The organism is Janibacter zhaoxuefangae, from assembly GCF_050271985.1.
Classification (GTDB): Bacteria; Actinomycetota; Actinomycetes; order Actinomycetales; family Dermatophilaceae.
This window is the reverse complement of the sequence record NZ_CP189849.1, coordinates 1970556-1984987: the sequence shown is the minus strand read 5'-3', so window position 1 is coordinate 1984987 and position 14432 is coordinate 1970556. Positions and strand designations below refer to the sequence as shown.

Sequence of the window (14432 nt, the reverse complement as noted above, 5' to 3'; positions counted from 1 at the left end):
GGAAGAGACCATGTCCAAGCACACCCTGTCGGTCCTCGTCGAAAACAAGCCCGGCGTCCTGACCCGCATCTCCGCGCTCTTCTCGCGGCGTGGGTTCAACATCGACAGCCTCGCCGTGGGGCCGACCGAGCATGAGGAGATCTCCCGCATGACGGTCGTCGTCGACGTCGACGCCCTCCCGCTCGAGCAGGTCACGAAGCAGCTCAACAAGCTCGTCGAGGTGCTCAAGGTCGTCGAGCTCGAGTTCAACCAGTCCGTCCAGCGCGAGCTCGTCCTCGTCAAGGTCCGCGCCGACGCCGGCACCCGCAGCCAGATCCTCGAGGTCGTCCAGATGTTCCGCGCGAAGGTCGTGGACGTCGCCGCCGACTCCCTGGTCATCGAGGCGACCGGCGACGAGGGCAAGCTGACGGCGCTGCTGGAGATGCTTCAGCAGTACGGCGTCAAGGAGCTCGTCCAGTCCGGCCGCGTCGCGGTCGGCCGCGGACCCCGGTCGATCACCGACCGGGCTATGCGCGCCAACTGACGCGCGGATCCCCTTCGCTCACAACGCCATTCAGACCGAAACCACCCAGCAGCACCCAACCAAGGAGTCACCCGTTATGGCCGAGATGTTCTACGACGACGACGCCGATCTGTCGATCATCCAGGGGCGCAAGGTCGCCGTCATCGGCTACGGCAGCCAGGGTCACGCGCATGCCCTCAACCTGCGCGACAGCGGAGTCGACGTCCGCGTCGGCCTCAAGGAGGGCAGCAAGAGCAAGGCGAAGGCGGAGGCCGAGGGCCTGACCGTCCTCACCCCGCGCGAGGCAGCCGCCGACGCCGACGTCATCGTCATCCTCGCGCCGGACCAGGTCCAGCGTCACCTCTACGCCGACGACATCGCGCCGGAGCTCACCGAGGGCGACGTCCTCGTCTTCGGCCACGGGTTCAACATCCGCTTCGGTTACATCCAGCCGCCGGCCGGCGTCGACGTCATCCTCGTCGCCCCGAAGGCTCCCGGCCACACGGTCCGTCGCGAGTTCGTCGACGGCCGCGGCATCCCCGACATCATCGCCGTCGAGCAGGACGCGTCCGGTCAGGCCTGGGACATCGCCAAGTCCTACGCCAAGGGCATCGGCGGCACCCGCGCCGGCGTCATCAAGACGACCTTCACCGAGGAGACCGAGACGGACCTCTTCGGCGAGCAGGCCGTCCTCTGCGGTGGCGTGTCGCACCTCGTCCAGGCGGGCTTCGAGACGCTCACCGAGGCGGGCTACCAGCCGGAGATCGCCTACTTCGAGGTCCTCCACGAGCTCAAGCTCATCGTCGACCTCATGTGGGAGGGCGGCATCGCCAAGCAGCGCTGGTCCATCTCGGACACGGCCGAGTACGGCGACTACGTCTCGGGCCCGCGCGTCATCGACGGCAAGGTCAAGGAGTCCATGCAGGGCGTCCTCAAGGACATCCAGGACGGCACCTTCGCCAAGCGCTTCATCGACGACCAGGACAAGGGCGCCGCCGAGTTCCAGCAGCTGCGCGAGAAGGAGGCCGGCCACCCGATCGAGGCCACCGGCAAGGCGCTTCGCGCGCACTTCGCGTGGAAGTCGGGCGACGACGACTACATCGAGGGTTCCGCCGCGCGTTGATCTGACCGCAGCATCTCCCTGCACGAAGGGGACCGACGTCACGTCGGTCCCCTTCGTCGTCGCGCCGAGATGGACGGTCGTCCCCTTCGTCGTCGCGCCGAGATCCACGGTCGTCCCCCTTCGTCGTCGCGCCGAGATGGACCTTCGTCCGCACTTTCCGGGCCTGTGGCCCGAAAAAGGTCCATCTCGGCGGTGCGGGGGCCTCATCACGCGCGCTTCCGTCTCAACAAACCCGTTAAAGATCCCAAGAACCATTGCCTTTGTAACATTCGGGCTGGTACAAATAGCAGGACCGACATCGCTGTCGCCGTCGCCAGCCAACGCTCCTCGTTGGGTGGGGCCGACCGTGCGTCGGGGCCCCGCCACAACCCAGCAAGGAGCAGTCGATGACCGACAACACTGGAGCGGCGACCATGGAAGCGGTCGTCTGCCACGGACCCCTGGACTACCGCTTCGAGCGCGTCGCGAAGCCGACGCCCGGGCCGGGCGAGGCCCTCGTCCGGGTGCAGGCGGTCGGGATCTGCGCGTCGGACCTGAAGGCCTACCACGGCGCCGCCAAGTTCTGGGGCGACGAGAACCGCCCCGCCTGGGCCGAGACGGACGTGATCCCCGGCCACGAGTTCGTCGGCGTCATCGAGGAGCTCGACGACGAGGCGGCCCAGCACTGGGGCGTCGCCGTCGGCGACCGCGTCGTCGCCGAGCAGATCGTGCCGTGCTGGAAGTGCCGCTACTGCCTCAACGGGCAGTACTGGATGTGCGCACCCCACGACATGTACGGGTTCAAGCGCAGGACCCCCGGGGCGATGGCCGAGTACATGGTCTTCACCAAGGAGTCCCTGGTCCACAAGATCTCGGCCGACCTCCCGCCCGCGCACGCCGCCTTCGCGGAGCCGCTCTCGTGCGCCCTGCACGCCGTCGAGCGGGGCGGCATCACCTTCGAGGACGTCGTCGTCGTCGCGGGCTGCGGCCCCATCGGCCTCGGCATGATCGCCGGTGCCAAGGCCAAGTCGCCGAAGCTCGTGGTCGCGCTCGACATGTCCCCGACCAAGCTCGAGCTGGCCCGGGCCACCGGCGCGGACATCGTGATCAACATCGCCGAGGAGGACGCCGTCGCCCGGGTCAAGGAGCTGACGGACGGCTACGGCGCCGACGTCTACCTCGAGGGCACCGGCCACCCGTCCGCCGTCGGCCAGGGGCTCAACCTCCTGCGCAAGCTCGGGACCTACGTCGAGTACAGCGTCTTCGGCTCCGAGGTCACCGTCGACTGGTCGATCATCAGCGACGACAAGGAGCTCGACGTCCGCGGCGCGCACCTGGGCCCGCACTGCTGGCCCGCGGCAATCCGGATGATCGAGTCCGGTCTGCTGCCCATGGACGACATCTGCACCCACCAGCTGCCGCTCAAGGACTTCCAGCAGGGACTCGACCTCGTCGCCGCCGGCGACGCCTCCGTCAAGGTCAGCCTGATCCCGTGACCGCGTCGGCGCGGCCCGTGTGGATCGGCACGAGCTGGAAGATGACCAAGACGCTCGCCCAGGCGCGCGCCTTCGTCGACGAGGTGTCGGCCAGTCCCGTGCCGGCCGGCGTCCAGCCCTTCTTCCTGCCCGCCCACACCGCGCTGGCCGCGTCCCGCGCCGCCCTCCCGGCCGACAGCGGCTACGTCCTCGGGGCGCAGAACGCGCACTGGGAGGCGGAGGGCGCGGCCACCGGCGAGGTGTCCATGGGGATGGTCGCCGACGCCGGGGCCACGATCGTCGAGATCGGCCACTCCGAGCGTCGCGCCCGGTTCGGCGAGACGGACGAGACCGTGTCCCGCAAGGTCGAAGCTGCCCTCGAGCGTGGGCTGACCCCGCTCGTGTGCGTCGGTGAGTCGGCCGCGGACCGGGAGGCCGGCGACACCGATGCGGTCGTCACGGGCCAGGCGCGGGCGGCGCTGAGCCGGGTGGCCCCCGAGCGGCTCGGCGAGGTCGTCCTCGCCTACGAGCCCGTCTGGGCGATCGGCGAAGGGGGCCGGCCGGCCGAGCCGGCCGAGGTGGCGGGCGCCATGGCCGCCCTGCACGACCTCACCACGGCCTCGTCGCCGGCGGGCCTCCGTGCGCTCCTCTACGGCGGCGGCGTCACCACCGGCAACGCACCCGCCCTGCTGCGGGTGGCGCACACCGACGGCCTCTTCGTCGGGCGGGCCGCATGGCGGGCCGCCGGCTTCCTCGAGCTCATCCGCCTCGCCGCCGCGCACGCCCGCACGCGGCTGCCCCGTGCCGGAGCGGGAGCCCCCGCGACCCGTGACGAGCCTGTGACGAACGCGCACGTCCCGGCCGACGGCGCAGAAGGTCCCATGAACCACACACCGGTCCCCATCCACCCCGCCGGCGCGACGCACCACCCGCGTCCGGCCTTCGTCCCGGGAGTCGCCCGATGAATCGCCAGTCCCTCCGGTCCAGCCTCGGCGGCGCCCGACTCATCGGCCTCGTCGCCCTGGTCGTCCTGCTCGTCCTCATGGTGCTGAACACCAAGTTCCTCACGCCCGAGGAGGTCAAGGCCCTGCAGCCGAAGCAGTTCGACCCGGCGGCCGAGGCCGCCACCCTCTTCGCCAGCGCGGAGGAGTCGATCCCCGGGTCCGCGACGCCGCTGGCCGACATCGTCACCGCCGTGCAGGACGACCCCGCGGCCGCCGCCGAGGAGTTCTCGGCCGTCTCGGCGGCCGAGGGCAGCTATGCCTTCCTCGCCACGGCGGAGGGCACCGTCACCGAGGCCACGGCCAACTCCCTCCGGCTCGAGGTCGAGGGCGTGCCCTCCGAGACGCCCGTCATCGTGCCGCTCAAGACCGCCGTCAACGGCACGGCCGTCCGGGACGCGATGGGCTTCAAGTTCGCCGACGCGCCCGGCCAGACCGAGTACCAGTACGTCGGGGACGAGCTGAAGAAGCTGATGCAGGCCAAGGTCGCCCAGGTCTCCGCGGACGCCGAGTCCCTCAAGGGCAAGAAGGTCACCGTCAACGGCGTCGTCCCGCTCGTCGTCTCCGGCGGTCCGCCACCCGCCGCCAAGCCGGTCAACCTCCAGCCCGTCAGCATCGAGGTCGGGTCATGAGCGACGTGTCCACGCTCGACGTCGCCCCCGCGGCCCCCGAGGGCGTCGGCGAGGTCGTCCTCGAGGCCATCGACGTCACGAAGACCTACGGCGCCACCCGGGCGCTCAAGGGCGTCAGCCTCCAGATCCGCAAGGGTGAGGTGACGGTCCTCTTCGGTGAGAACGGCGCCGGCAAGTCGACCCTGATGAAGATCCTCAGCGGCGTGGAGAGCCCGACGACCGGCCGGCTGGTGCACGACGGGGAGGAGATCACCCTCGCGTCGACGACTGAGGCCCTCGACCGCGGCATCGCGATCATCCACCAGGAGCTCAACCTCTGTCCCAACCTCAGCGTCCGCGACAACATCTTCATCGGTCGCGAGCTGCGCACCCCGCTCGGCGCCGTCGCCTACGGGCGCCAGCGCGAGATCACCCAGCAGCTCATGGACCGGCTCGAGGAGCAGATCGACCCCGGGACGCTGGTGCAGCACCTCCGGGTCGGCCAGCAGCAGGTCGTCGAGATCGCCCGGGCCCTGGCCGCCGACGCCCGCGTCCTCATCATGGACGAGCCCACGTCGGCCCTCAGCGCCGCGGAGGTCGAGATCCTCTTCAAGGTGATCCGCGAGCTGACGTCCCACGGGGTGGCCATCGTCTACATCTCGCACCACCTCGAGGAGGCCATCGAGATCGCCGACCACGCGGCCGTGCTGCGTGACGGTGAGCTCGTCGCCACCCGGGAGGCCGCCGACCTCACGCTCCCGTGGGTCGTGCAGACCATGGTCGGCCGCGAGGCGGACTACGACTTCCGCGACGAGCCGCGCGACTACGGCGACGTGGCCCTGACCCTGGAGAACATCACCGTCGCCGACCGGGACAGCGCCCGGGTCACGGTCAACAACGTGTCCCTCACGGTGCGCGAGGGCGAGATCGTCTGCCTCTACGGGCTCATGGGCGCGGGGCGCACCGAGCTCATGGAGGCGCTCTCCGGTCGGGACGAGCTGTCCGGGGGACGGGTGCTCCTCGGTGACACCGACCTGGCCGGCCGCGACATCGCCGAGCGGATCGAGCTCGGCGTGGGCCTCGTCCCCGAGGACCGTCAGCGCGACGGCCTCATCCAGATGATGAGCGTGGGGCAGAACCTCTCGCTGTCCAGCCTGCTGGCCCGGCTGCGGGGCCCCTTCGTCCGCCGTCAGGCGGAGCGCAAGGACGTCGCCAGCCAGATCGCCGACGTCCGGGTCAAGACGTCCGGCCCCGACGCGCCCATCTCCTCCCTCTCCGGCGGCAACCAGCAGAAGGTCGTGATCGGCAAGATGCTGATGACCAACCCCAAGGTGCTGCTCCTCGACGAGCCCACGCGCGGCATCGACGTCGGGGCGAAGGGGGAGATCTTCTCCCTCCTCTTCCGCGAGGCCCGCAAGGGGCTCTCGGTCCTCTACGTGACGTCGGAGATCGGCGAGGCCCTGACGGCCTCCCACCGCGTCCTCGTCATGAGCAAGGGACGCATCGTCCGCGAGTTCGACCCACGCACGTGCACCCGGGACGAAGTCATGGCCGCCTCCGGAGAGAACGAACCCACCCACACCGCCAAGGGAGAGCACCAGTGAGCACGACGACCGCACCCACCGCGCCCGCGGCGACGCGGAGGGCCTCCGCAATCCCGTGGAGCCGCGTGTTCATGGAGGGGCGCGCCTTCATCGCCCTCCTCATCATCGTGGCCGTCTTCGCCCTCATGAGCGACAACTACCTCACGGCCGGCAACCTCATCACGATCACCAAGCAGGTCGCCTTCAACGCGATCATCGCGCTGGGCATGCTGCTCGTGATCCTCAACGCCGGCATCGACCTGTCCGTCGGGTCCACCGTGGGCCTGACGGCCGCCGTCGCGGGCAACCTCTTCCGGGGCCTCCACCTGCCGTTGTCCGATGCCGTCATGTACCCCAAGGTCTGGGTCATCGTCATCATCGCCGTCGCCATCGGGATGCTCGTCGGGCTCCTCAACGGGTTGTTGATCGCCAAGCTCAACCTCGCGCCCTTCATCGTCACGCTCGGCATGCTCTACGTCGCCCGCGGCCTGACCCAGGTGCTGCTCAACGGCCAGAACATCACGAACGAGCTCAGCGGCCAGCCCTACCTGGGCAACACCGGGTTCTTCGACGTCTTCGCCAGCCGGCCGCTCGGCCTGCCCATCTCCGCGTGGGTGATGATCCTCCTCGCGGTCCTCGCGTCCATCCTCCTCACGAGGACCCCCTTCGGCCGCTGGCTCTACGCCACCGGCAGCAACGAGCGCGCGGCCGAGCTGTCCGGCGTGCCGGTCAAGAAGGTGCAGACGCGGGTCTACATCATCGCGGGCTTCTGCGCGGGGGTCGTCGGCATCCTCCAGATGGCCAACATCAACTCGTCCACCGCCGACCTCGGCACCTTCTACGAGCTCAACGCCATCGCGGCCGTCGTCATCGGTGGCGCCTCGCTCGCGGGGGGCCGGGGCACCGTCCGGGGCACCATCATCGGCGCCTTCGTCATCGGCTTCCTCGCCAACGGGCTCGTGATCGTGGGGGTCTCCCCCTTCTGGCAGCAGGTGATCACCGGCGCCGTCATCATCCTCGCCGTCGCCGTCGACCAGATCCAGCAGATCATCCAGCGGCGCGGCAACGCCCGGCGTGCCGTGGCCGCGGCGAAGAGGGCCGCCAAGCAGCCCAAGGACGACCAGCAGGAGGCCGGTGTCACCCCACGCTGACCGTCGCGGCGTCGTCCGGCCTCGGGTGCCCAGACGCCCACGACCGCCGGACCCGCCCCACTGCAACCCAGCACCACCTCAACCCCAGCACTGCTGAACCCACGCACCACACGAAAGGCACACCATGAACGTCAAGAAGCTCGCCGGCGCGGTCTCCGTCGGCATCCTCACCCTGGGGCTCGCGGCCTGCGGCTCCGACCCCGAGCCCTCCGGTGACGGCGCGACCTCCGCCAGCAAGACGGAGGGCGGCACCATCGCCGTCATCACGGTCGACCCGTCCAACCCGTACTGGAAGGCCGAGCAGGACACGGCCAAGAGGGAGATCGAGAAGCTCGGCTACACCGCCAGCCTCAGCGCCCACAAGAACGACCCCGAGGCGCAGAACGAGCTGATCGAGACGGCCATCAACGACAAGGTCGTCGGCGTGGTCCTCGACCCGGCCGGCGCCGACGAGAGCGTCGCGGCCGTGCAGAAGGTCGTCGACGCGAACATCCCGATCGTGCTCGTCAACGCCGAGATCAGCAAGACCGGCCTGGCCAAGTCGCAGATCGTCTCCAACAACGCCCAGGGCGCCACCATCGGCGCCGAGGCGTGGGCCGAGGCCATGGACTACAAGGGCACCTACGTCGAGCTCTTCGGCCAGCCGAGCGACAACAACGCGCAGGTCCGCTCGGACGGCTACGCCGGCGTCATCTCCCAGTACCCCGACCTCAAGAAGGTCGGCAAGGAGATCGCCAACTGGGACCGTCAGCAGGGCCAGGAGAAGATGGAGGCGCTCCTGTCCAAGTACCCGGACGTCGACGGCGTCATCGCGGGCAACGACGAGATGGCCCTCGGCGCCATCAACGCGCTCAAGGAGCAGGACAAGCTCAAGGACGTCAAGGTCCTCGGCTTCGACGGCAACCAGGACGCGGTCGACGCCGTGGCCAAGGGCGAGATGGTCGCCTCCGTGCTCCAGCCGATCGTGACCGGCACCCAGAAGGCGGTCGAGCAGCTCGACAGCGTCATCAAGACCGGGGAGACCGGCGTGGCCGAGGAGAAGCAGGCCATCGACTGCGTCCTCGTCACCAAGGAGAACGCGACCAAGCTGGACAACTTCGTCCTGTCCGAGTGACCCACCGCCCCGGCCGGCGCGACGCGCCGGCCGGGGCACCCCACCCGTTCGACCCCTCCCGGAGGACCCCATGACCCACGTCTTCGACGATCCCGCCCAGTTCAAGGACGACGTCCTGCGCGGCTTCGCCGCGGCCCACCCGCGCCACGTCAGCCGCGTGCCCGACGCGAGCGGGTTCGTGCGCGCGGGCGGCCCCCTCGAGGGCAAGGTCAGCCTCGTCATCGGCGGCGGGTCGGGCCACTACCCGTCCTACAACGGGGTGGTCGGCCCGGGGTTCGCCGACGGCGCCGTCCTGGGCGACCTCTTCGCCTCCCCGTCATCGGAGCAGGTGTACCGGGTCGCCCGGGCCGCCGACGGCGGCGCCGGTGTCATCCTCTCCTTCGGGAACTACGCCGGCGACCGCCTCAACTTCGGCGAGGCGGCCGAGCGCCTGCGCGCCGAGGGGATCGACACGCGCGTCGTCTGGGTGACTGATGACATCGCCTCGGCCGGCCCCGCGGAGAAGGGTCTCCGTCGCGGCATCGCGGGGACGTTCACGGTCTACCGCGTGGCCGGTGCGGCCGCCGAGGCCGGCCTCGACCTCGACGCCGTCGAGGAGGTCATGCGCCGCGCCAACGACCTCACCTACTCCTTCGGAGTCGCCTTCGCCGGGTGCACCATGCCCGGCGCGAGCGCGCCGCTCTTCGAGGTCGCGCGCGGCCAGATGGACTTCGGCCTGGGCATCCACGGAGAGCCGGGTGTCTCCTCGGCGCCGTGGATGTCCTCCCGGGACCTCGCCCGGTCCCTCGTGGAGAAGGTGCTCGCCGAGCGGCCCGCGTCGGCGAGCGGCCGCGTGGCCGTCCTCGTCAACGGCCTGGGGGCGACGAAGTACGAGGAGCTCTACGGGCTCTACGGGCACATCGTGCCGCTCCTCGAGGGCGCGGGCCTGGAGCTCGTCGGACCCGAGGTCGGCGAGCTCGTCACGAGCCTCGACATGGCCGGCTGCTCCCTCACCGTGACGTGGCTGGACGACGAGCTCGAGCAGCTCTGGACCTCCCCGGCCGACACCCCCGCCTACCGGCGCGGCGACGCCGCCGCGTCGACCCTCTTCACCAGCCGGCACACGACCACGGCCACGCAGGCCGGGGCCGCCGCGGAGGAGGCCGGCGACGAGTCGGTCGCCGCCGCCGCGGTCGCCCGCCGGTGCGTCGCGGCCCTGCGCGACGTCGTCGAGGCGCACAAGGAGGAGCTCGGTCGCATCGACGCCATCGCCGGCGACGGCGACCACGGCATCGGCATGTCCCGCGGGGCCGCCGCGGCCGCGGAGGCCGCCGCCCAGACCCAGGGCGGGGTGCTCACGGTGCTGCGGGCGGCCGGCGCCGCCTTCAGCGACCGGGCCGGCGGCACCAGCGGCATCCTCTGGGGTCGACTCCTCGGGGGCCTCGGCGCGGCGCTCGGCAACGAGCACGCCGTGACCGCGCCGCTCCTCGCGGCGGCCGTGCGCGAGTCGTCCGACGGGCTCAAGGCCTTCAGCAAGGCGGAGCTCGGCGACAAGACGATGCTCGACGCGCTCTTCCCCTTCGTCGAGGAGCTCGAGGCCCGGGTCGCGGCGGGCGAGTCCACCGCGGACGCCTGGGCCGAGGCCGCCAAGGTCGCGGTCGCGGCCGCGGACGCCACCGAGTCCCTCGTGCCGCGGATCGGCAGGGCGCGACCCCTCGCGGAGCGCAGCGTGGGCAGCCCCGACCCGGGGGCCATCTCCCTGGGCCTCATCGTGACGGCCGTGGGCGACGTGCTCGCGGACGGCCCGACCACCGAGCAAGGAGAGTGACATGGCACGGAGCTACAGGGTGCTCATCGGCAGCGACAAGGCCGGCATGGACCACAAGGACGCCATCTACGCGGACCTGCGCGAGGACGACCGCGTCTCGGAGGTGACCGACCTGGGCGTGGGCGCCGCGGACGCCGACGAGCGCTCGTACCCCTCGGTCGCCATCGAGGCGGCCACCCGCATCGCGAAGGGGGAGGCGGACCGGGCGATCCTCGTGTGCGGCACGGGGATCGGGGTCGCCATCGCGGCGACGAAGGTCAAGGGCATCCGGGCGACCGTGGCCCACGACTCCTACAGCGTCGAGAGATCGGTCCTGTCGAACGACTGCCAGATCGTCACCTTCGGCCAACGAGTCATCGGCCGCGAGCTGGCCCGGCGACTCGCGCGCGAGTGGCTGTCCTACGAGTTCGACCCCTCGAGCCACTCGCAGGCCAACGTCGGGGCGATCGACGACTACGAGGCCTCCTGCTGAGTCCGAGGTGTCAGGGGCCGACGGCCGGCCCCATGAGCGGGGTGGGCGCGAGAGGATGCGACCCGGGCACGGGCCCGGCCGGAAGGAGCAGCAGCGCGATGGCAGAGGGAGCGGTCACCCCACCGGCGGTGCCCACGACGGCGCCGAGCCGGCACGCGTACATCAGGGAGCTCGTGCACCGCGAGGGGTCCGTGACGGTCGACAACCTCGTGACCGTGCTCGGCGTCAGTCGGATGACCGTGCACCGGGACCTCGACGCGCTCGAGGCGGAGCACGTCCTGCGCAAGGTGCGCGGCGGGGCGACGGCCACGCGCTCGAGCCTCTTCGAGAGCGACTGGCCCTATCGGCTCAACACCGCCGTCGAGGCCAAGCGCGCCATCGGCCGCATTGCCGCGAGCCTGCTCGACGGCGGGATGGCCGTGCTGGCGGACGAGTCCACGACGACCCTCGCGGCGCTCGAGGAGGTCAGCGATACCGAGCCACTGACGATCATCACGAACTCGTACCCCTTGATCACCCACGTCACGCAGCAGTCGGTGCATCGGCTCATCGCGCTGGGGGGCGACTACGTCCCGAGGTACCAGGCGTTCCTCGGCATGGTCTGCGAGCGGGCGGTCCGCAGCCTCTATGCCGACGTCCTGCTCGCCTCGTGCTCGGCGCTGCGGGACCTCGAGATCTATCACCAGGACCAGCAGATCGTCGGCGCCAAGCGCGCGATGCTCGAGGTGGCGCCCGTCCGCATCCTGCTGGCCGACAGCTCGAAGTTCGACGTGGGCGCCATCTACCACCTCGGCAGCATCAGCGACTTCACCCACCTCGTCACCGACGACGGGGTCGATCCGGCGGTCGTCGAGCGCGCCCGGGACGCCGGCGTGGACGTGCGCGTGGCCAGCGTGGAGCGCCGGTTCCGCGCGGCCGACCCCCTCGCCTGACGCTCCCCGCTCTCACCCGCACCCCACCTTCGCGCACCCCACCTTCGCGAACCCCACCTTCGCCGAGATGGACCTTTGTCCTCATTTTCCGGGCCCGTGGCCCGAACAAGGTCCATCTCGGCGAGTCAGGGGGGTCAGGTGTGCGGGTCCGCGTCGAGCCAGTCGCTGAAGCTGCGCCCGCGCACGTCGACGTCCGGGCCGGGGAGGTTGTCTCCGCGCGCGAACGAGCGGAGCGTGGCGCCGATGGGCGGCAGCGGGAGGACCCGCGGAGCCGGGCGCCCAGCCCGGCGCGCGACGAGGGTCGCGATCTCGTCGAGGCGCAGGACGTCGGGGCCGGCGATGTCGCGGGCGCGAGCAGGCCCCCGGGGCGACGGCCCGGCGGCGATCTCGGCGAGCCGGTCGGCGACGGCGTCGACGTCGATGGGCTGCATCCGCAGCCCGCGCAACCCGAGCGCAAGCGGTCCGAGGGTGCTCGACCGGGCCAGCGACGCCGCGAGCGGGTGGAACTGCGTGGCCCGCAGCACCGTGGTGGGGACGTGGGCGTGGCGCGCGAGCGCCCGCTCGGCGGCCGCCTTCGCGCGGTAGTACCGGAAGGCGCTGCGGTCACACCCGACGATGGAGATGTAGACGATGTGCGGGGGCGGATCCGTCGACGCCGCCGCGTCGATGAGCGTCATCGTGCCGCCGATGGTCACCTCGTCCCACTGCAGCGGGTTGCCCGTGTCGGCGGTGTGCACGACGACGTCGGCCCCGGCCAGTGCCTCGGTGACGCCCTCCCCGGAGGCGAGGTCGACGCCGGTCCGGCGGCTGGCCGAGGCGACGTCGTGCCCCGCGTCGTCGAGCCGCTCGACCACGCGTGACCCGACCTGCCCCGCCCCGCCCCGCCGGTGACCACGATGCGCATGCCCCCATCGTCTCACCCGGGCGCGTGCCCGCACTTCGGGCGGCGGGTCTCACATGTCGGTCTCACATGCCGGTTGGTGGGTTACGGCGGCGAGGGCCCGGACGTAACCTCGACACATGACGCGGCGAGTACTTCTCCTCATTCCCCGCCGCGGCGAGTTCCGGTAACACAGCACCTCGCCGCGGAGACCCCGCTGCGCCGCTGCAGGGTTCGCCGACATCCGGCTCGAGCCCACCGAGGACCCACGAGACCACCTGTCCCGCCCGCACCTCCGGGCACCGAGAAAGGCACCACGATGAGCGAAGAGGCCAAGCAGGCACAGCAGGCACTGCAGGAGTCGATGGACCTGCGCGACCAGGGCCACGCCGAGGACTGATCTCCTCCCACGCACGACCTAGACGAAGGGGACCCGCCGGTCAGCGGGTCCCCTTCGTCATGTTGTCCCTCGGCTCATCGGCTCGCGAAGAGGGCCCTCAGCTCCGGAGGGGTCCGGCCGTTCAGCTCGAGTTGGAGCGGTCCCTCCTGGGTGGGTTGACCGCTCGTGCGGCGTGCTCCGGCGGTGCAGCGTCGTCCAAAGTGCGAGACGCGGGTTTCACATGACGGGACGAGGCCTACGCTGGCTCCCATGTCTGAGACCCCTGCGAAGTCGTGGAACCTGGCCGTCATCGGCGGCGACGGCATTGGCCCCGAGGTCGTCGCCGAGGGCCTCAAGGTCCTCGAGGCGATCGGCGCCCAGAGCGGGCACACCTTCCACACGACCGAGTACGACCTCGGCGCCCGGCGCTGGCACGCGACGGGGGAGACCCTGCCCGAGTCCGTCATCGACGAGCTGCGTGGACACGACGCGATCCTCCTCGGCGCCATCGGCGACCCGTCCGTCCCGAGCGGCGTCCTCGAGCGCGGCGTCCTGCTGCCGCTGCGCTTCGCCCTCGACCACTACGTCAACCTCCGCCCGGCCAAGCTCTTCCCCGGCGTGACGAGCCCGCTCTCGAGCGAGATCACCGACAAGGGCCTCGACTTCGTCGTCGTCCGCGAGGGCACCGAGGGTCCCTACGTCGGCAACGGCGGCTCCCTGCGCGTCGGCACCCCCGGCGAGATCGCGACCGAGGTCAGCGTCAACACCCGCTTCGGAGTCGAGCGCGTCGTGCGTGACGCCTTCGCCCGCGCCCAGGCCCGCCCGCGCAAGCACCTCACGCTCGTGCACAAGCACAACGTCCTCGTCCACGCGGGCCACCTCTGGCGCCGCACCGTCGACGAGGTCGGCGCGGAGTTCCCCGACGTCGAGGTGGCCTACCAGCACGTCGACGCCGCGACGATCTTCCTCGCCACGGACCCGGCCCGGTTCGACGTCATCGTGACGGACAACCTCTTCGGCGACATCATCACCGACATCGCCGCGGCCGTCGCCGGCGGCATCGGTCTCGCCGCGAGCGGCAACATCAACCCCGACCGCACGGCCCCGTCGATGTTCGAGCCCGTCCACGGCTCGGCGCCCGACATCGCCGGTCAGGGCAAGGCCGACCCGACGGCCACGATCCTGTCGGTCTCGATGCTCCTCGACCACCTCGGCCTGACCGACGAGGCCGCGCGCCTCGACAAGGCCGTCGCGGCCGACCTAGCCGAGCGCGGGGATGCCGTACGCACGACGAGCCAGGTCGGCGACGCCATCGCCGCCCGTCTCTGAGGCGCAGCCACAGCCACCGACACCCCCTTCGCGCCCTCGACCGAGGGCCATCAGCCAGGCAGGGTTCGGCCCCCGGAGACGATCGCTCTCCGGG

Annotated in this window: 13 protein-coding genes; 12 read left to right on the top strand and 1 reads right to left on the bottom strand. The window is 71.1% G+C overall.

The window, feature by feature from the left end; genetic code table 11:
- Window positions 1-10: 10 nt before the first annotated feature.
- The 11 genes from ilvN (at window position 11) to ACQBAS_RS09295 (ending at window position 11750) form a co-directional block, all read left to right on the top strand.
- A complete protein-coding gene (gene ilvN, locus ACQBAS_RS09345) occupies window positions 11-523 on the top strand; it encodes an acetolactate synthase small subunit (protein ID WP_427383525.1) in 513 nt (170 codons plus the stop codon).
- A 76-nt stretch (window positions 524-599) separates the two neighbouring features.
- Entirely contained in the window at window positions 600-1625 is a 1026-nt protein-coding gene (gene ilvC, locus ACQBAS_RS09340; RefSeq protein ID WP_427383524.1) for a ketol-acid reductoisomerase, read from the top strand.
- 386 nt (window positions 1626-2011) lie between these two features.
- Entirely contained in the window at window positions 2012-3100 is a 1089-nt protein-coding gene (locus ACQBAS_RS09335) for an alcohol dehydrogenase catalytic domain-containing protein (protein ID WP_427383523.1), read from the top strand.
- A complete protein-coding gene (locus tag ACQBAS_RS09330; RefSeq protein WP_427383522.1) occupies window positions 3097-4044 on the top strand; it encodes a triose-phosphate isomerase in 948 nt (315 codons plus the stop codon). Before ACQBAS_RS09335 ends, ACQBAS_RS09330 begins: the two co-directional genes overlap by 4 nt.
- Window positions 4041-4712: a DUF2291 family protein gene (locus ACQBAS_RS09325; protein WP_427383521.1), complete on the top strand. Its 672-nt coding sequence runs from the start codon at window positions 4041-4043 to the stop codon at window positions 4710-4712. Before ACQBAS_RS09330 ends, ACQBAS_RS09325 begins: the two co-directional genes overlap by 4 nt.
- The gene (locus ACQBAS_RS09320) at window positions 4709-6295 is read left to right on the top strand and encodes a sugar ABC transporter ATP-binding protein (protein WP_427383520.1); all 1587 of its coding nucleotides are present in this window, start codon (window positions 4709-4711) and stop codon (window positions 6293-6295) included. Before ACQBAS_RS09325 ends, ACQBAS_RS09320 begins: the two co-directional genes overlap by 4 nt.
- The gene (locus tag ACQBAS_RS09315) at window positions 6292-7425 is read left to right on the top strand and encodes an ABC transporter permease (protein WP_427383519.1); all 1134 of its coding nucleotides are present in this window, start codon (window positions 6292-6294) and stop codon (window positions 7423-7425) included. The genes ACQBAS_RS09320 and ACQBAS_RS09315 overlap by 4 nt, the downstream gene beginning before the upstream one ends.
- A gap of 124 nt (window positions 7426-7549) precedes the next feature.
- Window positions 7550-8539: a D-ribose ABC transporter substrate-binding protein gene (locus tag ACQBAS_RS09310; RefSeq protein WP_427383518.1), complete on the top strand. Its 990-nt coding sequence runs from the start codon at window positions 7550-7552 to the stop codon at window positions 8537-8539.
- 70 nt (window positions 8540-8609) lie between these two features.
- Window positions 8610-10346, top strand: a complete 1737-nt coding sequence (locus tag ACQBAS_RS09305) for a dihydroxyacetone kinase family protein (protein WP_427383517.1) — start codon at window positions 8610-8612, stop codon at window positions 10344-10346.
- Window position 10347: 1 nt separating this feature from the next.
- On the top strand, window positions 10348-10818 hold the full coding sequence (locus tag ACQBAS_RS09300) for a ribose-5-phosphate isomerase (protein ID WP_427383516.1): 471 nt from the start codon (window positions 10348-10350) through the stop codon (window positions 10816-10818).
- Window positions 10819-10916: 98 nt separating this feature from the next.
- Complete coding sequence (locus ACQBAS_RS09295) at window positions 10917-11750, top strand: DeoR/GlpR family DNA-binding transcription regulator (RefSeq protein ID WP_427383515.1); 834 nt, start codon at window positions 10917-10919, stop codon at window positions 11748-11750.
- A 134-nt stretch (window positions 11751-11884) separates the two neighbouring features.
- On the opposite strand, the gene ACQBAS_RS09290 is transcribed toward ACQBAS_RS09295, so the two are convergent.
- Window positions 11885-12604 carry an SDR family oxidoreductase gene (locus ACQBAS_RS09290; protein ID WP_427383514.1) on the bottom strand — a complete coding sequence of 240 codons (720 nt, stop codon included), beginning with the start codon at window positions 12602-12604 and terminating at the stop codon, window positions 11885-11887.
- A 675-nt stretch (window positions 12605-13279) separates the two neighbouring features.
- Between ACQBAS_RS09290 and ACQBAS_RS09285 the strand changes: the two genes are divergently transcribed.
- Window positions 13280-14338 carry a 3-isopropylmalate dehydrogenase gene (locus ACQBAS_RS09285; protein WP_427383513.1) on the top strand — a complete coding sequence of 353 codons (1059 nt, stop codon included), beginning with the start codon at window positions 13280-13282 and terminating at the stop codon, window positions 14336-14338.
- The last annotated feature ends 94 nt before the right edge of the window (window positions 14339-14432 follow it).

Coding starts and splice junctions, on each gene's coding strand:
- ilvN (WP_427383525.1), top strand. CDS start 11: ATGTCCAAGCACACCCTGTCGGTCCTCGTCGAAAACAAGCCCGGCGTC.
- ilvC (WP_427383524.1), top strand. CDS start 600: ATGGCCGAGATGTTCTACGACGACGACGCCGATCTGTCGATCATCCAG.
- ACQBAS_RS09335 (WP_427383523.1), top strand. CDS start 2,012: ATGACCGACAACACTGGAGCGGCGACCATGGAAGCGGTCGTCTGCCAC.
- ACQBAS_RS09325 (WP_427383521.1), top strand. CDS start 4,041: ATGAATCGCCAGTCCCTCCGGTCCAGCCTCGGCGGCGCCCGACTCATC.
- ACQBAS_RS09320 (WP_427383520.1), top strand. CDS start 4,709: ATGAGCGACGTGTCCACGCTCGACGTCGCCCCCGCGGCCCCCGAGGGC.
- ACQBAS_RS09310 (WP_427383518.1), top strand. CDS start 7,550: ATGAACGTCAAGAAGCTCGCCGGCGCGGTCTCCGTCGGCATCCTCACC.
- ACQBAS_RS09305 (WP_427383517.1), top strand. CDS start 8,610: ATGACCCACGTCTTCGACGATCCCGCCCAGTTCAAGGACGACGTCCTG.
- ACQBAS_RS09300 (WP_427383516.1), top strand. CDS start 10,348: ATGGCACGGAGCTACAGGGTGCTCATCGGCAGCGACAAGGCCGGCATG.
- ACQBAS_RS09295 (WP_427383515.1), top strand. CDS start 10,917: ATGGCAGAGGGAGCGGTCACCCCACCGGCGGTGCCCACGACGGCGCCG.
- ACQBAS_RS09285 (WP_427383513.1), top strand. CDS start 13,280: ATGTCTGAGACCCCTGCGAAGTCGTGGAACCTGGCCGTCATCGGCGGC.